The organism is Agrobacterium tumefaciens (assembly GCF_017726655.1).
GTDB classification, from domain to species: Bacteria; Pseudomonadota; Alphaproteobacteria; order Rhizobiales; family Rhizobiaceae; genus Agrobacterium; species Agrobacterium tumefaciens_B.
The window spans coordinates 2446136-2468647 of record NZ_CP072308.1; the positions used below are offsets into that span (position 1 = coordinate 2446136).

Here is a 22512-nt window from a genome sequence, read left to right on the forward strand (position 1 = left end):
AGGCTTATGTGTAAAGACCATCGCCACCTCGAATTCTGACGGCGATGTTCGCCGCAGGCGGTGGACAAGCGAGCAAAAGCTGACAATTATTGAGCAGAGTTCCAAACTAGGCGAGACGGTATCGTCGACCGCTCGCCGTCATGGCGTCGCGCCCAATTTCCTTTATCGGTGGCGGAGGCTCTTGAGCGAGGGAGGTGCTGCTGCCGTGGATTCTGACGAGCCGGTTATCGGGAATTCAGAAGTGAAGAAACTGGAAGATCGCGTCCGGGAGCTGGGGTGCATGCTCGGTCGCAAGACGATGGTGGTTGAAATCCTCCGCGAAGCCCTTTCCAAAGCGGACTCAAAAAAATGCATTCGCGGCCGATCTTGCTGCGGAAGGACGGTTCGCTATGAAGGCGGTCGCAGACGCGCTGGGCGTCTCCCGTTCCTACCTCGCTGAGCAGCTGAAGGGCAAATCAAAGCCGCGTGGGCCATACCATAAGGTCGAGGATGCAGAGCTTCTGTCCGCCATTCGCAGGCTGGTGGATCAAGGGCTGGCCTATGGCTATCTGCGGATCGCCGCGCTCCTCAATCGCGAAAGGTGAGCCGCCGATAGCCTGTCGTCAACGCAAAACGGGTTCACCGCATCATAGGCAACTACGTCATGTTGCTGGAGAAGCATACGGCCGTTCACAAGGGCCGCCTCCACGATGGCAGGTCATGGTCATGCGTTCCAACCTGCGCTGGTGCTCGGACGGCCTGAAGTTCACTTGGCTCGGAATGGTGAGGTAATTGGTCTCGCCTTCATTATTGACGCTTCGACCGCGAGATCATTGCCTGGACAGCAGTTGCCAATGCGGGAGGGCGGCAAACGACGCAGGGTCGAGTCTGTACAGATGGTTGAGCCATAAGGGGAGGGGAGGGGAGCGACGATGATGATGGCGTCGACCTCCCCTGTGTCGATCTCGGTGCCATCGATCCGTTGCTCGCCCGATCGGAAGCCAAGATCGAACAGGCAAAGCGGCCCTGGCGAGCTGACGCCGGTGAACCAGGCACTCTCGTCTATGATCTCGACTGGGACGAGGATGCGCGGCTGGACGAGTGGCGCGGCGTGCTGCGCCAAACCGAACACCTGCCGGTAGTGCTGCAGGCGATCGTCGCCCTCGATGCCTGGAACGAGCTGCTTGTCCTGCAGCACGCCGCCTGGCTCGGCCGGCTGTTTTACGCTTCGATCCTGCGCCAGGCTGGGATCACCTCATGCGCCCATCTCGCCGCTAATCAATCTCGGCCTCAAAACCACCCCCGTCGATCGGCGCCGGCATTGCGGCCGCGAGACGCGGCCGCTCGCAATTGCTCAAGGCTTACTGGCGGCCTCCGAGATGGGCATGAAAGAGCACGAACGGCTGGCGCTTGCTCGGCAGATGACGGAGCGCAAATTGGCGGGAAGACGAACGTCTTCAAAACTGCCGGAACTGGTCGAGTTGGTTATGGCAACCGTTGGTCTCGGCCGGGATGGTGGCGAAGGCGCTCGAGGTCACGCCGAATGCGGCGCGGCGGATTGTTGCCGAGCTCGGCCTCAGAGAGATGACGGGAAGGGGCAGGCTTCGGGCGTGGGAAATCCTCTAGCGAGTAGACAGGATTGTCTTTTCGAAGTCGCGGGTGGCAGACCACTGCCGTGAGGATCAAATCTTTTCCTCGATATCGATCTAAGTATTTCCGGTGGAAGAGTATTTTGTAAAGGCTTGCTTGCTGCTGAGAACTCGAAAACCATCGCACTAATTGCATATTCGTCACATATGTCAGTCAAGAGTTGCGTTATGCTGTTTCTCCATCTCTCCGACATCCACTTTAAGAAGCGCGACATAGGCCGTCAAACGATCCGAACCTGGGTCTGCATGATGATCGCATTGATGATATTCAGAAGATGCGCGTAAAGACCGGTGGGCCTGTCGATGCAATCTTGATCTCGGGCGATATTGCCTTCGCTGCTGATGACGAAGAGTGTGCGTTCGCCCTGAAATGGATCCGGGAGAGACTATGCCCGGTCTACGGCTGCAAGTTCGAGGATGTTATGGTCATCCCCGGCAATCACGACGTGGACAGGAGAGCCGCCAACAATCCTGTGGAGCAAGGGGCGACGTGATGGTGCTGAAGACAACGAGCAAAAAAACAAGAGTACCCAGCGGTGCTGGCGGCGCGTCACCGCGCCACGTCAAGCCGATTAATGGCCTGGACGTTGCCAGCGGATGGACCGTCTGGATCGAAACTCGAAGCCAGCCAGGTATCGACGATCGTTTTTGCCAGTTCGGGGCCAACGACGCGCGCACCCAGTGTGATTATCTGGGCGTCGTTCGATTTGGCGGCGCGCTCTGCCGAATAAGTGTCGTGGGTAAGGGCGGCTCTTATGCCCGCTACCTTGTTGGCAGAGATGCAGACGCCAATCCCGGTTCCGCAAAACAGGATTGCTCGATCGTGCTTATGTTGGAGGATATCTTGCCCAATCCGGGCAGCGAGATCGGCGTAATAACCAGATTGGCTAAGGTCGGTGACCTCGATATCCGACCGCCCGGACAGATGGGCAGCGATGACATCCAGCAAGGGTTTTCCGGCGCTGTCGGCGCCGAGGGCAATTTTCATGGCGGTTTCCTTTCCACTGTCTCAAGAATGAATCTATGGCTGCGCAACTGGCTCGGCCGGCGGCTCAGGCAAAAAGTGTCGTGAAATCGAAGTTCAGAGCGCCGCCATCGAGCACGGCGGCGATGATCGCGCAGGCAAGTGGAAAATCGGTTTTCGCCGAAGGAACGGTGTTTAACAGCTCCACAAGCATGCGGGCCGTGTCGATACCCTCCACCGTCTCACCTGCGAGGTCGCCGGCCATCATGCTGCTGACCGTTTGGTTGCGTCCAAGGCCGTGTCCGAGGCGGCTGTTGCGTCCGCCGCCCACGGTCACATGCAGATCACCGATACCAGCAAGATCAAAGGCGGTGTCACAGCGTCCGCCGATCCGCTCGCAAAGCCCCGCCATTTCGCTGGCAGCCTGGGTGAAGGCAGCAGCCGTCGGGTTCTTGGATTGACCGTCGGGCCGTGAGATATCGGGATAGCGGGTCTGCATGGCGCTGACGCCAATGGCGAAAAAGTTCTTGAGGGCGGCACAGGCTTCGACCCCGATGACGTCGTCGTTGACTGCCAGACGATAATAGGGTGTGCGTAGAAGACCGGCCGCGAACGCGCCAGCCTGCCGGTCGCGGCAGGCATAAATGCTGGTCGTCGGATAGCGATTGGCCAGTTCCCGCGCGATGCAGGGCCCGCCAATGCCGATAAAAGCCGCCATATTTCCCACCAGCCCCGGCACGGTTTGCGCGTAGGTAACGATACGCCCATGTTTTCGGTCGAGACCCTTGGTCACGAACGCAACCGGCTTTGGCATCGAAAGCATCTGGTTGAGTCGTTCGGTGGCCCAAGAGATCCCCGGACTACTGACGCCGACAATGACGAGATCGGCGGACGCCATATGGCTTGGCGTCAGTTCCTGATCAGCGAGGACCGTTACGCTGTCCGGCAGCGGCTTGTCGAGTTTCGGATGTGCCTCGCCCGCCTTCATGCGGCGGACCGGTTCGCCATCGAGGGGCGTGCCCACCAGCGTCACCGCGTGCCCGTTATCGGACGCGGGCACGCAAAGGGCACTCCCCATAACGCCCGCGCCGAGAATGAGTATGGTTGCCATAGTCGTTTCCTTCAAACGTTTGGAGGCAAGGCTCAGCGCATCATCGCCGCGACATTGCCACCGTCGACTGTGATGACCGCCCCCGTAGAGGCCCGCGCCTTGGCAAGATGCACGAAGGCCGCTGCCACATCCGCGCCTGTGACTTCGCGCCCGATGAGATTGCCGCGCATATAGGCTTCCGGCGTCAGGCCACGCGCTTTTGAACGATCCTGTACCATTTCATCGGTCATCAGGCCGGTGCGGATACGGTCGGCATTCACGGCATTGGAGGTTATGCCCGATGCACCATGCTCGATCGCATATTGGCGCATCAGCGCCATCAGCGCTGCTTTGGAGGTGCCGTAAGGGCCGAAATCGGCACCGGGATTGACCGCCTGTTTCGAGACGTTGAAAACAAGAGCCCCGCCGGTCTTCTGCTTTTCCATCACCCTCACGGCGGCCCGCGCCATGTAATGATGGCCCCAGAAATTGAGTTCGAACGCTTTCCGGAATGTCGCCTCATCGACGGAAAGCAGGCTGCCCTGGAAAGCCGCCCCGGCATTGGAAATAAGGATGTCGACGCCGCCGAAGTGCCGGGCGGCTTCTGCCACCGCCGCGTCGACGGAAGCGGGGCTGGTGACGTCGCAGACCACTGGAAATGCCCCGATCCGTTTGGCCTCCCGCGTCACAGCCTCGTCGGAAATATCGAACAGGGCGACTTCCGCCCCTTCCGCCTTCAGCGCCTCCGCCACGGCGAGACCGAGACCGCTCGCCCCGCCGGTAACGAGAGCGACCTGCCGGGTCAGCGGCTTTTCCTGCACCTTGGTCAGTTTCACCTGTTCGAGCGACCAATATTCGATGTCGAAGAGGTCGCTTTCCGAAAGCGCCTCGAAAGCATCGATGCCCTCGGCATTGGTGATGACCGAAATGGTCGCCTCAGCCACATCTGCGCCGACGAGGGCGTTCTTCCGGGCCGCGCCGGCTGCGAACAGGCCGACGCCGGCCACGTAGAACACACGCGGCATGGGGTCGAGCATTTGTTTGATGTCGCCGACGCGGGCATTGTTGCGCTCGAAATAGGCCCGGTAATCGGCCTGATAGGCGCTCACCGCCGCACGGACCGTCTCTGCCCATTGCTCCAGTTCCCCCTCGACCGGCGCCGGCAACGCTACACCGAAGCGCTTAATGTGGATCACATGTTCCGGCGTCGCATTGCCACGCCTGACGAGGCTTTCGACATTTTCGGCATTGCAGAAATCAAGGATCTTCTCGCCGCTGCGGTGTTCGAGCACGAAGCGTTTCGGTGCCCCGTCGATGCTGGTATCGATGGCGATGGCGCCGCGAAGGATCGGCGCGATATCGGCAGCGGTGGCAAGCCTTTCGGGGATGGCGACGCTTTTGAACGGTCGCGCCCGGCCTTGCGCGATGCGCCGTTCGGCTCTGTCGATCTTCTCGATCATGTCCTCATAGGACTGGCGTGGGTCCTCCGACCAGGTGAAGATACCGTGTTTGAGAAGAATCATCCCGTCGCCATCAGGGTTCGCCCGGAAGGCGGCGTCGCAGGCCTTGGCAAGATCGAAACCCGGCATGACATAGGGAACGATAATGCTGTCAGGAAACAGCTCGCGCACGATATCCTCGCCATGCGGCTGATTGGTCAGCGACACGATGGCGTTGGCATGGGTGTGGTCTATGTGTTTGAACGGCAGAAGGCCGTGTAGGATCGCCTCCACAGAAGGATTGGGGGCTACTGGATCAAGCAGCAACCGTCGCTGTAACATGACCATATCGTCGTCGGAGAGCGTTTCGAAGCCGACCATCGCCTTTAGTGGATCGAGACGCACAGCGGGCAAGCCCTGCGGTTCGATGGTGCTCATGTCCCAGCCGCTACCCTTGACGCACAGGACATCAACCTCGGACCCGTCCATTTCCGTGAAGCTCGTCTTGACCGAGGTGTTACCGCCGCCATGCAGCACCAGTTCCGGGTCCACGCCAAGAAGGCGCGTCGTATAGGTGCGGATGGCGAGGTCGCGGTTGATTCCTCTGGTGACATAAGCATCGACCACGGATTTGAACTCTGAGTCCGACCAACGTGATTTCATTACAAATTCCTTTCCTGCGGCCGTCTGCCCGGCCCGATAGTCGCGATGTTGTAATATTTGGAGCGCGCACCCTTAGAGGCGGACCTCCGTTCCGGCATCGAAAACATGAACCTTGGCGGGCGCTATGGAGAAACGCACGTCACTTCCCTCGGCAAACCGCGCCGCCTTGTCGACAACGGCCAGGAAGCTGCCGTCTGCCCCGTCGCAAAAGAGCTGCGCATCATGGCCGAGCCGTTCGAGCAGCAAGGATTTCGCGGTAAGCGACCCTGCCTCGTCCACCACGACGTCGGTGGGGCGCAGCCCGACAATTACCTTTTGCCCGGGCCTTGCCGTGGTCGTCGCTTCAATCGGCACCCGTCCGGTCGCCGTATCGACGGCGGCTGTGCCGTTCGATGCGACGACCGTTCCGGGGAGGAAATTGATCGACGAGCTTCCGATAAAGTCGGCGACATATTTGCTGGCCGGGCGGTCATAGACATCGTCGGGCGAGCCGATCTGCTCAATCTTGCCGGCCCGCATCACGACGATCTTGTCCGCCATGGTCATGGCCTCGATCTGGTCATGAGTGACATAGATCGTCGTGGTCTTCAGGCGCTTGTGAAGCTGGCGGATTTCCGTACGCATATGGGCGCGCAGCTTCGCGTCAAGGTTCGATAAAGGCTCGTCGAAGAGGAAAACCTGCGCCTCGCGCACCATGGCGCGGCCCATGGCGACGCGCTGACGCTGGCCGCCCGACAGTTCCTTGGGATAGCGGTCGAGATAGGGAGTGAGATTGAGCGTTGCGGCCGCCCACTCCACCCGCTTCTTGATCTCCGCCGGCGGCACCTTGGCGACCTCGAGACTGAAGGCAATGTTGTCGTAAACTTTCATCGTCGGATAAAGCGCGTAGTTCTGGAACACCATCGCAATAGAGCGGTCACGCGGATGAACCTCATTGACGCGCCTACCTCCGATCAGTAGATCGCCGCCGCTGACAGTTTCGAGACCCGCAGTCATCCGCAAAAGGGTGGTTTTGCCACATCCCGAAGGACCGAGAAGCACGACGAAGTCGTGATCCTCAATCTTGAAGGAAATGTCGCGCATGATCGTAAAGGCGCCGAACGACTTGCCAATGCCTTGATATTCCACGGTCGCCATGGGGTTCCCACTCCATTTTATCAGCCTGCCGAACCTGCCGGCGGCTTGGTCAATATGTCTGCCGGGTCGGCGTGATGACGATTTCCTGGACGATGGCCCTTTGCGGCAGCCGGTAAGCGTCGAGGATGAGACCGGCGACGATATCCGCCGATATCCCGCCGCCAATAGCTTCCTTATTGGCCCTGTAGCCGGCAAGCGTCGCCTCGTCCTTCACGTGATCGAGCACCTCCGTTTCGATGATGCCGGGAGAGACGACGATGACGCGCACATCATGCGGCGCCAGATATTCGCGCAGGCTTTCGGACACGGCATGCACGAAGAACTTGGTAGCGCAATAAACGGTATGATCAGGATAGACCTTACGGCCGGCAATCGAACTCATCATGACGAGCGTGCCGCATTTGCGCGCGATCATGGCGTTTAGCACCGCATGGACGCTGTTCATCACACCCTTGGTGTTGATATCGATCATCTCGTCCCACTCTTCCGGCGGCTGCCGACCGATATCGCCGAGCCTAGCTATGCCGGCATTGGCGAACATCAGGTCCACCGGTCCGAATGTCGCCTCTGCCTCTTTCACCGCTTCGGCAAGGGCGGCACGGTCGCGCACGTCGACCTTTCTCAAAACGGCGTTCGGCAGACGGAGTGCCTCCAGTCGGTCGAGCCGGCGGGCGATCAGCAGCAGCGGGTGGCCCGCTGCGGAGAAGGCGCGCGCCACGGCCTCGCCTATACCGGAACTCGCGCCCGTGATTGCGATCAACGGTTTATCCGCCATGATTTTCCTCCCGTTTTCCCTTTTACTCCGGTCTGGAAGGGCGACGGCCGCGCCGCCGCCCTTGCCACTCTTCGGATCAGCCCTTCAGCACCGCTTCGACCTGGGAGGCGATGTCGTCCATCGCCTGTTTGGGCGAGCCGTAATTGCCGGCGAAATACTTACCGAGACCGACCGGGATCGTGTCGTTGGAGAGCTGCGCCCATTCCGGCAGGTCCGGCTCCGACCCCATATATTTGTCGATGGTCTCGCGCACGACCGGCAGATGGCGGGTCGTGCCGGCGCCGATGCGGGCATTGGCCTTGACGCGGGGATCGTTATAGACCGATGTGCGGGTCGGCCCGGTGCCGCCGCCGAGCGTGGTGATGAGGGCCTGCGTATCGGCGCAGGTCGCCCATTGCATGAACAGCCACGCCGCATCCGGGCTTTTCGAATAGCGCGAGACGGCAAGCGAGGACCCGCCCTGGTGGCCGACGCCTGGGATTTCGCCGTAACCGCATTCCGAAGGCTTGCGCAGCGCAATCGGCTGCGGCGGAATGACCGCTTCGCAAAGTCCGGAAACCTTGGTCTGCGTCGGATCGTCGAAATAGGGGAAGAACTCGCCCCAGGAGAGCATGGATGCGGCGACACCCTGCGCGACCGCCTGACCCTGACCATCCCAGGTCCACTGATCGACGCCAGGCGGCATGACCTTGCGCAGCGCCGTATAATAATCGAGCGCGGCGATGCCCCGCTCGTCATTGCCGGCGAATTTCTTGTCAGCGGTAAAGACCGAGCCGCCGTGGCCCCACAGCATCGAGGTCCATTCGCATTCCAGCGCATAATGGCCCGATTTCATCTGGCCGGCATAACCATAAACCTTCGGTCCCATCTCCTTGGTAATAGTGACGGAATTGTTGAGGAGATCCTCGAAGGTCGTCGGGGCCTTGAGGCCGAGCTTCTCGTAGATATCCTTGCGGTAGATCATGATGAAGATCGGGATATCGTAGGGCACGCCGACCCAGCGATCCTCGTATTTGGCGATACCGTCAACCAGCGCCGGCATGAAGTCGTCGATATTGTAGTTCGGCATGGCGAGGTCGGGCTTTGCCTGAATTTGCTCACGCGGGTCGAAAACATCCTGGCTGAACGAGGCCGCCCAGCTCTGGTCGATGTAATAAAGGTCGTAGGTGCCGAGCGAGGAGGCGACGTCGAGTGTCAGCTTCTGCAAAACCTGTTCGAGCGGCAGAACTTCGATTTCCACCTTGATGCCGGTCGCCTCTTCGAAATATTTCTTGAGCTGCGAGTTGATGGCGTTGGATGGCGGCGTCGATTCCGTCGCAAGCTTCAGCGTCGTCCCGGCGAAAGGTTTGCCGACGTCCTTCAGCCAGGCAAGGATGTCCTGGCTGGGGGTCAGTTGCTCCTCAGCCAGCGCCCTGTTCATGACGAACGGGCGGCTGCCCATGCCCATGCCGAGCGCGGCGGCTCCAAGGCCGAGCTTGCCAGCCGAACTCAGAAACGAACGGCGATCCATTCCCCCACGAACGAACCGGTCGGTGATGGATGCGAGATAAAGCTTTCTATCTTCCTCTTTCATGGTCTCTCCTCCTCTTTTCCCTCGCCGTGTTTGACGACGGGATTCCCCTATTGATCCGCGCACTCCTCATGCGCAGGCTTTATCACTGCTTCAGCGACCCCATGGTCAGACCGCGCACCAGATGGCGCTGAACGAGAAGGATCACGATGAAGGCCGGTACGATTGCCGCCGCACCAAGCGCCGCCATGTTGCCCCAGGCGGTGCCGATCGACGTTACGAAGGTGGACGAAACAACCGGCACTGTCTTGATACCGGTCTGTGTCAACGTCAGCACGAACAGGAATTCGGTCCACGAAAAGATGAAGCAGAGGACCGCAGTAGCGGCGATGCCGCCCTTGGCCATCGGCAGAACGATTCGGCGGAAGATCGTCCAGCGCGAGGCGCCGTCGAGCAGTGCGCTTTCATCGATTTCGGCCGGAATGTCGTCGAAAAAGCTCTTCAGCAGTAACACGGCCAGCGGCAGGTTCATCAGCCCGTGAATGAGGATGATGCCAATATAGGTATCGAGCAGGCTGAACTGCTTGAAAATGAAGAACATCGGGATCGCCACAGCAACCGGCGGCATCATGCGGGTGGACAGCACCCAGTTGACGAAATCGTGGCGTCCGCGAAAACTCATGCGCGACAGCGCATAGGAGGCGAGCGTCGCGACGACGATGGCAAGCACGGTCGATAGCGACGCGACCACTATGGAATCCCACAGACGCGGTCCCATATAGAAATTGCCGCCGCCGGGTGACACGCTGGCATCCCGGGCAAAACCGAACGAGATACCGAAGACCTGCTCGAAATTGCGCATCGTCGGCTGGAAATCAGCGATGATCGGTGGCCAGTTGAATATGTCCTTGGCGTCACGGAAGGCGACCGAGGTCCAGAAGTAGATCGGGAAGAAGAACGCCCCGACCACCAGCCAGCCTGCAATGGTTCTAAAAGTTCGGGCAAAACGGCTCTGATGCATGATTACCACCGTATCTTCGCAACGCGGGTGAACAGATTGGCGAGGACCATGACGATCACCAGGCTGGTGAGGCTGAGCGTTGCGCCGTAACCCCATTTCAGGAAAGAGAAGGTCTGCTGCCAGGCATAGAGACTGAGCGTATAGGTGGAGGTGCCGGGTCCGCCGGAGGTCATCACGAAGACGTAGTCGAAGACACGGAACAGATCGATGCCGCGCAACAGCACCGCCACGGCAATCACCCGCGACATCATCGGCAGTGTCAGACGGCGGAACATCTGGAACGAGGACGCCCCGTCGATCATCGCCGCCTCGTAGGGTTCGCTTGGCAGCGAACGCAGACCCGCCATGAAAATCAGCACCATGAACGGCGTCCACTGCCAGATTTCCGCAACCAGAACCCCCGCCAGCGCCAACGAGGATGTCGCAAGGATCGGAGTCGATTTGTCGAGCAAGCCGAGCGTATTGAGAATATAGGGAATGATGCCGAATTGTGGATCCTGCATCAGCAGGAACATCATACCGGCAATGGCCGGCGGGATAACCAGCGTCATCGACAGAATGGCGCGCAGCGCCCCGAAGCCCGGCAATTCGGCATCGAGAAGCAGCGCAACCGCCATGCCGAGGACGATCTCGATGGTCAGCGCCACAACGAAATAGACGAAGGTTACGCCGAGCGCACCCCAGAAGCGGGTATCGTTCCAGAGCTGCATCCAGTTCTCGAAGCCGACAAAGGCTAGAACACGTTTCCTCGGCACAAACTCATGGAAGCTCAGCCAGATATTATAGACCAGCGGATAAATGGTGAAGACGATCAACAATGCGATAAGCGGCAGCAGCCATGGCCAAGGCGAATCCGAAATCGCTATGCGTTTTACCTGCGCAATAGACACGTTGTTCCTCCTCTCGAATGATCGCCGACACGCAGGATGCGGTCCGCGTCTTTCCCCTTATTTGCGAAGTCTCACGAACGGTCGTATTACTTCGCCCCTCTCCCAAGGGTGACGTCATTCCTATCGCGCAGCGCTCGACCTCTTTAAAAATGAGCGGCGCTGGCGCATCCAGCTGTCGAGTGCCTCGATCTCACCAGCTGTCATTCGCAGGCCCGACTTCGTGCGCCGCCAGACAATATCGGCAGCGGCGCGCGCATATTCCCGATCCATCAGGAAATTCACTTCCGCTTCTGTCAGCGATCCGCCAAAATCGCGGCCGAGGTCTTCCCTTCTCTTCGCCGCGCCGAGTATCTCCCTTGCCTCGAGACCATAGTGGCGGACCAATCGGCGCGCCTGGCGACCCGACAGGAACGGGAAATCCGCGCGGAGAGCCGAGATGAGATCGTCGGCCGTTCCGACGGGAAAGTCGCCCCCCGGCAGGGCACGTCTGGCGGTCCAGCCGCGGTCCCTGTTCCAATCGGGAAAGATCGCAGCAAGCCTGTCGAGCGCGTCTTCCGCCAGGCAGCGATAGGTGGTGATCTTGCCGCCGAAAACCGAAAGCAGCGGTGCTTCCTTGCCCAGCCGGTCAAGCAGCAGCACATAGTCGCGCGTCGTCTCCTGCGCTTTGTCCGCGCCGTTGTCATAGAGGGCGCGCACGCCGGAATAGGTCCAGACCACATCCGCCGCCGTCAACTGCGTCCTGAAATAGGAGGACGCAGCCGTCACAAGGTAATCGATCTCCTCCGCTGACGCTTCGACCTTCTCCGGCGCCCCCCGATAATCTCGATCGGTCGTGCCAATCAGCGTGAAATCGTCTTCATAGGGAATAGCGAAGAAGATGCGGCCGTCCGGATTCTGGAAAATATAGCAGCGGTCGTGATCGTAGAGCTTGCGCACAACGACGTGCGAACCCTGCACGAGACGGACCCGCACTGACGATGTGCTGCCCGTGAGGTCGCTGACGACCTTGTCCACCCATGGACCGGCGGCGTTCACGATGGCGCGGGCGCGCACGTCGCTCGCGACACCGGTTTCGGCATCCTGAAGCCGCACGACCCACGACCCATTGTCACGTTGCGCGGAAACGCACCGCGTCCGAACCCGCACATCCGCCCCGAGCGACGCCGCATCGCGGACGTTGAGGACAACGAGGCGATTGTCCTGTACCCAGCAATCGGAATATTCGAAACCAACCGAGGAAACGTCGAGCAGCGGCGCACCGGCGAGATCGGTCTTCAGCCGAAGGGTTCTCGTCGCCGGCAAAAGCCTGCGTCCGCCCAGATGGTCGTAGATGAACAGGCCGAAGCGTAGCAGCCATGCCGGACGCAGCCCCCTGCGGTGCGGTAATACGAACCGCAAGGGCCAGATGATATGCGGCGCAATTGCCCACAGTCGTTCTCGTTCCGCCAGTGCGTGGCGCACCAGCCTGAATTCGTAGTGTTCCAGATAACGCAGGCCGCCATGGATGAGCTTCGTCGAATTCGACGATGTCGCTGAACCGAGATCGGCCTGTTCGGCGAGCAGCACCTTCAGTCCGCGGCCCGCCGCATCGCGCGCGATACCCGCGCCATTGATGCCGCCGCCGATGATGACGAGATCGTAGTCCGGCTGTGTCATGCCGCATACCTCCCGCCACGCGCGTCGAGAATGCGGTCTGCGACCTCCACGAAACCGTGGCCGCCTTCGCGGATCGTCACATAGGCCGGCTCCGCATCGATACGACCGCGGAACTGAAGAACATTCGCGACCCCGCAGGCATGCGGAAAGAAGCCGAACATCGGCGCGTCATTCGGACTATCGCCGACAAAGACCACACGGTCGCAATCCCGGTCGATGTCCAGATCAAGGACTTCGGCGGCGAAACGGCGGGCCATGGTCAGCTTGTCATAAGCGCCGTACCAGCCGTTGACATGGATCGACGAGATCTTCGCGACCGCGCCCTCCTCCTCAAAAATCCGTTTGATCTGGTCGATATGGGAAACCGATAAAGGCGGCACGTCCTCACTGAAATCGATGGCGAGATCGGCTTCGCGATAAAGCTGATCCGCCGAGATTGCCGCCCCCGGCACTTCGGCCAGTACGCGGGCGCGGACCTTTTTTAGCTTTTCCCGGTCCAGAGAACGCTGGCTATCTTCGATGGCGAAAACCCGGCGCATACGACGGGCATTGTCATTATAGGCGAAATAAAAGGCGCCGTTCTCACCGACGACACCGGCGACAGGCCACAGGCGCGCGATCATATCGCACCAGCCGGCCGGCCGGCCCGTGATCGGGGCCACTGCAATGCCTGCCTGCGTCAGCCGCTCCAGCGCCGCGTAGGCGCAGGCCGGAAGCCGCCCTTCATTTGTGAGCGTATCGTCGATATCGCAGAACAGCACCGTGATGCGGCGGGCGATGTCGATGGGCATATCCGCAATCGCCTTCATCGCCTCAAGCCTCCCCTGACGCGAAATCGGCGAGGATGCCCTCATCGGCGGCGATATCGAGGAAGGAGTAGCGATTGCGCATTTCACGGCAATGGAGGACCGACTCGCGGTAAAATTCCACTGGCAGGCCGAGATCGGCCGCCGTTATCGGCCCGCCTGCGCCGCGGAGCAGTTGTTCCATTTCCACAACCGGTAGCGCGAAGGTCTGCAATTCCTCGCGAAGGACCGGCCATAATTCGGCGAATTTCTCGTTCATCGCGGCGGCAGCACGCGCGTCGAATAGTTTTGGTTGAATTTCGGCAAGGCAATGCGCAGCGATATCGCCGCCCATCCGCCGCGCCATGTCGGCAGAATCGATGATGGTGGGCCGGATGACCGGTGGCGTCTCGCTGGCAAGATAATGCGCCTGCAGCCGCGCCATGGTCAGCGTTGCAACACCGACCTGCTGCCCATGCAGCGTGCCACGATGGCGCTCGCCGGCGAAGCAGTCAATATAATGGGAAATCTGGTGCTCACCCATCGACCCATGGTTCGACATGCCGGTGAAGGACACGCCGAGACCGCAAAAGGCGAGCACGCGATGCAGATAACCATTGGCAGCAACATCGCCGTCGGCAAGTCCTTTCGCACGGGCGTTTAGTTCAGCCTCATCCTTCTGCTGAAGAATATAAGGAACTGTGGAATAGAGGCTGCCGAGCAGGCGGTGCGACATCCACCAGTCGATCTGCGCGACGGACCGCACCAGGCAATCCGCAAAACCCGATGCCGAGAGATAGGTCGGCGCGGCGGCCGTCACTCCCAAATCGACAAAAAAACCGGCCGGCGCGTGAGACGGAAGCGACACCTTCAAACCATTCTTTAAGGTAATCGATGCTGTCGTTGAGGTGTAACCGTTCATTGAGGCGGCCGTCGCGAAAACGGCGTAGCGCCTGTTCGTTTTGCCGGTCACGAATTTGCAGAGATCGTTGATCGTGCCGGAACCGACAGCGATCACGGCTTGGGCATGCTTCAGCTTTTCGGTGAGGTCGGCGACGGCGGCCATGTTGGCATGGGGGTGATCGAGGATCACCGTTTCAACCGGCCCTAAGGACTTTAGCGCTTCCGCTACCCGCCCGCCCATGGCATCCCAGGTATCGGGATCGGCAACCACGGTGAAGCGCTCACCAAGTTTGAGATCCGCAATGAGATCCGCCTCCCCGCCGTCCAGCGACTCTTCAATGACAATCTTCTCATAAGGAACGCTGGCGCGTTTGCCAGTTTCGGGATTGGTCCAGTTTCCGGCGACAAGATCGTCGATCAGCCCTGTCCAGCCGCCCTGAGGAGCGTCCGTGCCCAACGCCGCTGCCATCGATCTCTCCATTTCCCAAGCTCCCGTCTGACTGTCTGCGCATTACAAGTGACAGCACATTATGGCAATTGTCAATACACATGACAGAAGCAGTTGACAAATGACACCCGCTTGCGCCAGATAGCGACATGACACAGGAAAAAACCTCAGGAAGATCAACAGGAGAAGCCGGGGCCGTGGTACCCACGGAATTCGGCGATGCCATCATGTGGGCCGCCTGGCTGTATTACGCGGATCAAATGACCCAGAGCGAAATCGCCAAGCAGCTTGGCGTTTCACGCGCGACAATCGTGAATTATCTGCAGGAAGCGCGGGAGCGCGGCGTTGTTGCGGTTCATATCAGCCCGGCCGCCGGCAGCCGCACCACGATTGCCCGCGCACTGATGGAGAAATATGGACTCGACGGTGCGTTCGTCATACCGAGCGCCGACGAGCAAAGCCTTTCCGACAGGCTTGGCGATGCCGGCGCGCGGGTTCTGGCTGATATGTTGGTGGACGGCGATACGATCGGTGTGGCCTGGGGACGTACGGTGCTGGCCGCCGCCGATCGCATTTCGCTGACCCGGCCGGTCACCGACCTCACGGTGGTGCAGGTTTCGGGAAGCTCGACGGGCGAGCGCGATTTCTCGCCGGAATTCTGTACCTCGCTCCTGTCGAACCGTATTCATGCGCGCTGCGTCAACCTGCTGGCGCCCGCTTTTCTGACAACGCGGGAACTCAAGGCCCAGCTGCTTGCCGAGCCTATCCTCAAGAAGCAAATGGAACTGGTGCACTCCACCAACCATGTGCTTTTCGGTGTCGGCGATATCGGGCCGAAGAGCACGGTGCGTCTTTCTGGCATCGCCAGCAAGGAAGAGATGGAAGATTATGTGGCTCGCGGCGCGGTTGCTGTCATTATCGGCCGTTTTATCGACGCGGGTGGGCGCCCGCTCGGCGGCGATCATGACGAGCGCATGGTCGGTATCACGCTTGATGAGTTGCGCCGAGTGCGCAATCGCATCTGTCTGGCGGGAGGATCGCTTAAAGTCGCAGCGATCAAGGCGACGCTGAACGCCGGTTACGCCACACATTTCGTGACGGACGTGGCAACGGCCGAAGTCCTCTTGTCCGACTGAAGCAGCAACAGGGGCCCGGGTAGCGTGGGAGACGCCGGTCGGGGGCAAAGGCCACAACACTACGAATTCACCGGGGCGAGAAAGCGGCACCGGGCGACGGGAGGGGAGGAGTGTTTATGCAGGACAGGGAACGTTATGTCGTCGGCATCGATTCATCAACCCAGTCGGTCAAGGCGATCGCCTGGACCATGGACGGCACACCGCGCGCAGAGGGTCGCGCGCCGCATGTCATCAAAACCCCTCACCCCTTGAAAGCGGAGCAAAACGCTGACGATTGGTGGACGGCCGCCACAGACGCACTGAAGTCCTTGACGCGGCAGGTCGCCGCCGAAAAGATCGATGGTATCGCCATTTCCAACCAGCGTGAAACCATGGTCTTGCTTGATGCAGAAGGCAGGGCGCTCGCGCCGGCAACCCTCTGGCTGGATCGCCGCGCCGCCGAAATGGTTCCCTTGCTGGCGAGGGAACTTGGGGGCGAGCGCATACACGCCATTTCGGGAAAGCCGGTGGATGTCATTCCCTGCGTTTATCGTCTGCGTCATCTGCGGGAGACTGATCCCGCCCTGCTCGACAAAGCCGCACAGATACTCAGCGTCCATGATTTTCTCGTACGAAAACTGACGGGGCACGCAGCCGCAAGCTGGACGAGCGGCGATCCCTTTGGAATTTTCGATATAGAGAAGAAAGTCTGGTCTCACGAAATTCTCGACCATCTCGGTATCCCGCCGACAAAACTGCCGCACGCCCATCGACCGGGTTCTTTCATCGGTCGCGTGACAGCAGATGCCGCATCTGCGACAGGGTTGCGGATCGGCACACCCGTCTATGCGGCGGGCGGCGATGGCCATTGCGCGGCTCTGGGCGTCGGCGCCATCAGTTCCGGCATCGCCTATCTCAATCTCGGAACCGCCGTCGTGGGCGGTCTTTGGTCACCAACGGCTGAACTAAGTCGATACTGGCGAACGCTCACCTCGCCGAGCGGGGAAGGTTATCTTCTGGAGAACTGCCAGCGCGGAGGCGCTTATTTCATCAATTGGTTGCTCGAAACTTTTGCAGGCAGCCGCAGCAGCGCGGAAATTTTCGGAAAGCTGGAGGCGGAGGCGCGCGGTTTGCCGATAGGCTCGGGCGGGGTCACGGTGTCAACCTATCTCCTCGGCTGCATGGACCCTCATTGGGATATGACCGCCCGAGCTGCTTTCGTCGGCATGGGCCCCGAAACGGGCATGTCTCATCTCTATCGCGCCTCGATAGAGGCGATCACGCTGGAGTTTGTACGCTCGCTCGAACAGATGCGCACGGTGGGTATTGAAGCGGATCGTATATTCGTCATCGGTGGCGGGGCCGAAAGCTCGCTTTGGCGCCAGATAGTAGCGGACGCGAGCGGTCTGCCCGTGATCCGCAGCCTCTCCAACCAAGCGTCCGCCCTTGGCGCCGGAATCAGCGCAGCCGTCGGTCATGGCTGGTACGAGAATTTTGCTGCGGCAGCCCGTGCCATGACTCGTCTTGCCGAACAGGTTGATCCTGATTTGCATACACGCGACGATTGGCGCGCCCTTTCGGCACGTCAAGGCGGGCTCTATCCCGCCTTACATGGCGTCATCTAGAGCATTTCCAGTGAAATCCGGATCGGATTTCACGTCGGGGCAATGCGTTAAACCAAGTGCATTTCAGGTCACGTCGCTTTGATCGGAAAATGCTGCAGTTCCTTGCGTCAATGCCAATATAATAAAATTGTACTTTTTCTCAATATAAATTAGTGTTTTCCGCATTTAATATTGGAATATGAAATATTAAATCAACTGGACAAATGGTGTATTTTAGTATCTTTATGGAATTGTTTTGAGGGGCGAGGGAGTAAATTCTCGAAATTGGGCGTGAAGTTGCCGATACTATTGCCGCATGTAACTCTCGCGATCCGGCAGAGGTACTTTTTTCTTGAAGACTATAGCTCCGACCATGGAGAGAATTGATGCTCTTGAGGTGGCCCAAGCCTGAGGGGTCAGTGCAGATCAAGCCATCAAATTGTTCTGCAGTGAAGTCGGCGACTTGTCGCCAATCGAAGGCAGTCATTAACGGCGCGCGTTTCTCGTTACATCCAAACAAAATCTGAGGCGTGCTCAAAGGGAGAAGGGCAAATAAAATAGTTTCAAGAACAAAAAAAATGAAGAGGGAGAATGAAATGAAGGTGTTGATTACCAATATACTGCTCGCCACGACGATGTTTTCTGCAGCCGCGAGCGCGAGCGCGGCCGAGGTCACCTTGACGATCGAAAGCTGGCGAAACGACGACTTGAAGATCTGGCAGGAAAAGATCATCCCGGCTTTCGAAGCCAAGAACCCGGGAATCAAGGTCGTCTTCGCGCCGACCGCGCCGACGGAGTACAACGCTTCGCTGAACGCCAAGCTTGACGCCGGTTCCGCCGGAGATCTTATCACCTGCCGTCCATTCGACGCTTCGCTCGAACTCTTCAACAAGAAACAGCTGACGGACCTGACCAGCCTGTCGGGCATGGAAAACTTCACGTCGGTCGCCAAGGCGGCCTGGTCGACCGACGACGGCAAATCCACCTTCTGCGTGCCGATGGCGTCGGTCATCCACGGCTTCATGTACAACAAGGATGCCTTCGACAAGCTCGGGATCGCCGTTCCTAAGACCGAAGACCAATTCTTCGCCGCCGTCGACAAGATCAAGGCCGACGGCACTTACATACCGCTCGCCATGGGCACGAAGGACCTCTGGGAAGCCGCAACCATGGGCTACCAGAACATCGGACCGAACTATTGGAAGGGTGAGGAAGGCCGTGCCGCTCTGATCTCCGGCAAGCAAAAGCTCACCGACGCCGCCTGGGTCAAGCCGTATGAAAAGCTGGCCAAGTGGAAGCCCTATCTCGGTGACGGTTTTGAAGCCCAGACCTACTCAGACAGCCAAAACCTCTTCACGCTCGGCCGCGCCGCCATCTATCCGGCCGGCTCCTGGGAAATCGCGCTGTTCAACAGCCAGGCCCAGTTCAAGATGGGCGCCTTCCCGCCGCCGGTTGCCAAGGCTGGCGACCAGGGCTACATCTCCGACCATCCGGATATCGCTATCGGCCTGAACGCCAAGAGTGCATCTCGGGAAGAAGCCAAAAAATTTCTCACCTGGGTCGCCTCGCCTGAGTTCGCGGATATCTATGCGAACTCCCTGCCGGGCTTTTTCAGCCTGAATTCAAGCCCGGTCAAGATGAGCGATCCGCTCGCCCAGGAATTTGTTTCCTGGCGCGGCCCGTACAAGTCGACCGTCCGTTCGACCTATCAGATCCTGTCGCGCGGCACGCCGAATCTCGAAAACGCGACCTGGGTGGAATCGGCCAATGTCATCAACGGCACCGATACCCCCCAGGTTGCCGCCGAGAAGCTCCAAAAGGGCCTCGACAGCTGGTATAAGCCTGCGAAGTGACCAACGTCCGGTGTGACATGTAACCCCTCTGCGCGAGGGGCGATTGGCACCGTTTACGGGAACATGTGGACAGCGCCACCGCCGATGTGGCGCGGTCTGCATCCCGTACACAATATAACATTGAGGCGTTGATGATGAACGATACCCGGGTCATATCGAAATCCCCCGCGATCAGGCGCCCCGTCAGATGGCACATCGTCATTTTTCTGTTGCCGGCCTTCCTGGTGTACACGGCGATCATGATTCTGCCGTTGATCGAAACGCTTCGGCTTTCGTTCTACAATACGGTTGACGGCGCACCGGCCTTCGTTGGTCTGAAGAATTACGCCACGCTTTTTGGGGAAAGCCGCTGGGCGCACGACTTTTGGAATGCATTGCGCAACAATCTCGTGTTCTTTGCTGTTCATATGGGGATCCAGAACCCTGTCGGCATCGCGCTGGCGGCGCTCCTGTCCACACCTCGCTTGCGTTTCGCGGCCTTCTATCGCACCGCGATTTTTCTTCCGACACTGCTTTCGTTCGTCATCGTCGGTTTTATCTGGAAGCTCATCCTCTCCCCGATCTGGGGCGTTGCGCCCTGGCTGATGAGCTTGATCGGGCTGAAATCGTTCTTCGCCCCGTGGCTCGGACAATCCGGCCCGGCGTTGCTTGCGGTGTCGTTGATCTCGAACTGGCAATATGTAGGCATCCCGATGATGGTGATCTATGCAGCACTTCTGAGTATCCCCGATGAAGTTATCGAGGCCGCCGAAATGGACGGCATTACGGGTTGGAGTCAATTCTGGAAGATCAAGCTTCCGCTTATCCTGCCGGCGATCGGGATCGTGTCGATTCTCACCTTCGTGGGCAACTTTAACGCCTTCGACCTCATTTATACCGTCCAGGGCGCGCTTGCAGGACCTGACATGTCCACCGATATCCTGGGAACGCTTCTCTATCGCACCTTCTTCGGCTTTCAGTTGCAGCTTGGCGATCGCTCAATGGGGGCGACCATCGCGACGGTCATGTTCCTGATCATTCTCGCCGGAGTGTCCTTCTATCTTTTTGCCATCCAGCGCCGCATGCGCCGCTACAAATTCTGAAGGGCCAACGATGTCCGGCAAGGCCCGCACTTACCCTATCCGCGCCCTCCTGGTTCATCTGGCGCTCATGGCATACACGTTGATCGCGATCTTCCCGGTTTTTCTGACAATCATCAATTCTTTTAAGGACCGCAATGCGATCTTCCGCACGCCGATGCAGGTGCCGACATCGTCAACCTTCAGCCTGGTCGGTTACCAGACGGTCCTGGGACAGGGCGATTTCGCGCTCTATTTCCAGAACAGCTTCATCGTCGCCATCGTGTCGATCTTCCTAGTCCTGCTGTTTGGCGCCATGGCGGCCTTCGCGCTTTCGGAGTACCGCTTCCGCGGCAACACGCTCGTTGGTCTTTATATGGCAATCGGCATCATGATTCCGATCAGGCTCGGGACCGTGGCGATCCTGCAGGGCATGGCTGCGGCGGGATTGGTAAATTCCCTGACGGCGCTTGTTCTCGTCTATACAGCGCAAGGCATTCCGCTCGCGATCTTCATTCTGTCGGAATTCATGCACAACGTTTCCGACGACTTGAAGAATGCCGGGCGCATCGATGGCCTGTCGGAATACGCGATCTTCTTTCGACTGGTGCTGCCGCTGGTACGGCCTGCCCTGGCGACGGTTGCCGTGTTCACGATGATCCCAATATGGAATGATCTCTGGTTCCCGCTGATCCTCGCGCCCTCCGAGGCAACAAAGACGATCACACTCGGCTCGCAGATCTTTATCGGCCAGTTCGTGACGAGCTGGAACGCGGTGCTCGCAGCACTGTCGCTGGCGATCATGCCGATCCTTATTCTTTATGTCATTTTCTCGCGACAGTTGATCCGCGGCATCACGGCAGGAGCAGTCAAATGAGCATTGTCGAAAAACCGATCCGCGTTCTTGTGGCGGGTCTCGGCAACATGGGCCGAAGTCATGCGCTCGCCTATCACAACAATCCGGGCTACGAGATCGTCGGTCTCGTCAACCGTTCCAAGCCGAGCAAGATCGCCCCCGAGCTGGAGCAGTACACGATCCATGCCAATTTCATGACGGCGCTCGCCGAGTTGAAGCCGGATCTTTGTTCGATCAACACGTATTCCGACAGTCACGCCGATTACGCTGTTGCTGCTTTCGAGGCGGGCTGCCATGTTTTTGTCGAAAAGCCGCTGGCAACGACCGTTGCCGATGCGCAGCGCGTCGTCACGGCGGCGTCGAAAGCCGGCAAGAAGCTGGTGATCGGCTATATCCTGCGCCATCATCCGTCCTGGATCACGCTGATCGGGGAAGCACGCAAGCTGGGGGGCCCTATGTCTTCCGCATGAATCTCAACCAGCAGTCCAGCGGCGCGACCTGGGAAACGCACAAGTCGTTGATGAACACGACGCCGCCGATCGTCGATTGTGGCGTCCATTATGTCGACGTCATGTGCCAGATCACCGATGCGAAGCCGGTCGAGGTTCGGGGAATGGGCCTGCGCCTTTCGAACGAGATCGCCGCGGACATGTATAATTACGGCCACCTGCAGGTGATTTTCGAAGACGGCTCGGTCGGTTGGTACGAAGCCAGCTGGGGACCGATGATTTCGGAAACGGCGTTCTTCGTGAAGGATGTGATGTCGCCGAACGGCGCGGTGTCGATCGTCATGGATCCGAACGCCAAGTCCGACGATATCGATACGCATACCAGGACGTCGGTCATCCGCCTGCACAGCGCGGCGACCGGCCTCGACGGGAAGTTCATTAAAGCTGATCAGGACATGACGATGGCCGGCGAGCCGGGTCATCAGGAGCTGTGCGACCGCGAACAGGCCTACGTACTGGAGGCCATTCGCCAGGACATGGATCTCAGCCGCCACATGGACGATGCAATTCAGTCCCTGAGGATATGCCTTGCCGCCGATAAAAGCATAAGGTTTGGCAAACCGGTCCGGCTCTAGAGCGTTTTGAGGCAAGCGTGACGCGGCTTTCTT

Annotated in this window: 17 protein-coding genes and 3 pseudogenes; 9 read left to right on the forward strand and 11 right to left on the reverse strand. The window is 59.3% G+C overall.

The window, feature by feature from the left end:
- Window positions 1-6: 6 nt before the first annotated feature.
- From AT6N2_RS24405 to AT6N2_RS11950, 3 genes and pseudogenes are all read left to right on the forward strand, one after another.
- A pseudogene (locus tag AT6N2_RS24405) lies at window positions 7-841 on the forward strand (transposase); the annotation flags it as partial.
- A 54-nt stretch (window positions 842-895) separates the two neighbouring features.
- A pseudogene (locus AT6N2_RS11945) lies at window positions 896-1605 on the forward strand (RHE_PE00001 family protein); the annotation flags it as partial.
- A gap of 298 nt (window positions 1606-1903) precedes the next feature.
- Window positions 1904-2122 carry a metallophosphoesterase family protein gene (locus AT6N2_RS11950; RefSeq protein ID WP_209087021.1) on the forward strand — a complete coding sequence of 73 codons (219 nt, stop codon included), beginning with the start codon at window positions 1904-1906 and terminating at the stop codon, window positions 2120-2122.
- Window positions 2123-2178: 56 nt separating this feature from the next.
- Here the strand turns inward: AT6N2_RS11950 and AT6N2_RS11955 are convergent, their stop codons facing one another.
- From AT6N2_RS11955 to AT6N2_RS12005, 11 genes are all read right to left on the reverse strand, one after another.
- Window positions 2179-2616 (reverse strand): RpiB/LacA/LacB family sugar-phosphate isomerase, encoded by a 438-nt coding sequence (locus AT6N2_RS11955; RefSeq protein ID WP_209087023.1) that lies wholly within the window; start codon window positions 2614-2616, stop codon window positions 2179-2181.
- A gap of 64 nt (window positions 2617-2680) precedes the next feature.
- A complete protein-coding gene (locus tag AT6N2_RS11960) occupies window positions 2681-3703 on the reverse strand; it encodes a 2-dehydropantoate 2-reductase N-terminal domain-containing protein (protein WP_209087025.1) in 1023 nt (340 codons plus the stop codon).
- Window positions 3704-3735: 32 nt separating this feature from the next.
- The gene (locus AT6N2_RS11965; RefSeq protein ID WP_209087033.1) at window positions 3736-5784 is read right to left on the reverse strand and encodes a bifunctional aldolase/short-chain dehydrogenase; all 2049 of its coding nucleotides are present in this window, start codon (window positions 5782-5784) and stop codon (window positions 3736-3738) included.
- A 72-nt stretch (window positions 5785-5856) separates the two neighbouring features.
- The gene (locus tag AT6N2_RS11970; RefSeq protein ID WP_209087035.1) at window positions 5857-6921 is read right to left on the reverse strand and encodes an ABC transporter ATP-binding protein; all 1065 of its coding nucleotides are present in this window, start codon (window positions 6919-6921) and stop codon (window positions 5857-5859) included.
- 49 nt (window positions 6922-6970) lie between these two features.
- A complete protein-coding gene (locus AT6N2_RS11975) occupies window positions 6971-7696 on the reverse strand; it encodes an SDR family oxidoreductase (protein WP_209087037.1) in 726 nt (241 codons plus the stop codon).
- Between the two features lie 76 nt (window positions 7697-7772).
- The gene (locus tag AT6N2_RS11980; RefSeq protein WP_209087039.1) at window positions 7773-9269 is read right to left on the reverse strand and encodes an ABC transporter substrate-binding protein; all 1497 of its coding nucleotides are present in this window, start codon (window positions 9267-9269) and stop codon (window positions 7773-7775) included.
- Window positions 9270-9351: 82 nt separating this feature from the next.
- A complete protein-coding gene (locus AT6N2_RS11985; protein ID WP_209087041.1) occupies window positions 9352-10227 on the reverse strand; it encodes a carbohydrate ABC transporter permease in 876 nt (291 codons plus the stop codon).
- Window positions 10228-10229: 2 nt separating this feature from the next.
- The gene (locus AT6N2_RS11990) at window positions 10230-11117 is read right to left on the reverse strand and encodes a carbohydrate ABC transporter permease (protein WP_209087049.1); all 888 of its coding nucleotides are present in this window, start codon (window positions 11115-11117) and stop codon (window positions 10230-10232) included.
- A gap of 120 nt (window positions 11118-11237) precedes the next feature.
- Window positions 11238-12773, reverse strand: a complete 1536-nt coding sequence (glpD, locus tag AT6N2_RS11995) for a glycerol-3-phosphate dehydrogenase (protein WP_209087051.1) — start codon at window positions 12771-12773, stop codon at window positions 11238-11240.
- A complete protein-coding gene (locus AT6N2_RS12000) occupies window positions 12770-13582 on the reverse strand; it encodes an HAD-IIB family hydrolase (RefSeq protein ID WP_209087053.1) in 813 nt (270 codons plus the stop codon). Before AT6N2_RS12000 ends, glpD begins: the two co-directional genes overlap by 4 nt.
- 4 nt (window positions 13583-13586) lie before the next feature.
- Window positions 13587-14930 (reverse strand): sn-glycerol-1-phosphate dehydrogenase, encoded by a 1344-nt coding sequence (locus AT6N2_RS12005; RefSeq protein ID WP_233282447.1) that lies wholly within the window; start codon window positions 14928-14930, stop codon window positions 13587-13589.
- Between the two features lie 128 nt (window positions 14931-15058).
- On the opposite strand from AT6N2_RS12005, the gene AT6N2_RS12010 reads away from it, so the two are divergent.
- The 6 genes and pseudogenes from AT6N2_RS12010 (at window position 15059) to AT6N2_RS12035 (ending at window position 22479) form a co-directional block, all read left to right on the forward strand.
- On the forward strand, window positions 15059-16045 hold the full coding sequence (locus AT6N2_RS12010) for a sugar-binding transcriptional regulator (protein WP_209087064.1): 987 nt from the start codon (window positions 15059-15061) through the stop codon (window positions 16043-16045).
- 116 nt (window positions 16046-16161) lie between these two features.
- Complete coding sequence (locus tag AT6N2_RS12015; RefSeq protein WP_209087066.1) at window positions 16162-17649, forward strand: xylulokinase; 1488 nt, start codon at window positions 16162-16164, stop codon at window positions 17647-17649.
- Window positions 17650-18224: 575 nt separating this feature from the next.
- Window positions 18225-19481, forward strand: a complete 1257-nt coding sequence (locus AT6N2_RS12020) for an ABC transporter substrate-binding protein (RefSeq protein WP_209087074.1) — start codon at window positions 18225-18227, stop codon at window positions 19479-19481.
- Window positions 19482-19615: 134 nt separating this feature from the next.
- Complete coding sequence (locus AT6N2_RS12025; RefSeq protein WP_209089678.1) at window positions 19616-20563, forward strand: carbohydrate ABC transporter permease; 948 nt, start codon at window positions 19616-19618, stop codon at window positions 20561-20563.
- A 10-nt stretch (window positions 20564-20573) separates the two neighbouring features.
- Window positions 20574-21416: a carbohydrate ABC transporter permease gene (locus AT6N2_RS12030; protein ID WP_209087076.1), complete on the forward strand. Its 843-nt coding sequence runs from the start codon at window positions 20574-20576 to the stop codon at window positions 21414-21416.
- Window positions 21413-22479: pseudogene (locus AT6N2_RS12035) on the forward strand (Gfo/Idh/MocA family oxidoreductase). Before AT6N2_RS12030 ends, AT6N2_RS12035 begins: the two are co-directional and overlap by 4 nt.
- The last annotated feature ends 33 nt before the right edge of the window (window positions 22480-22512 follow it).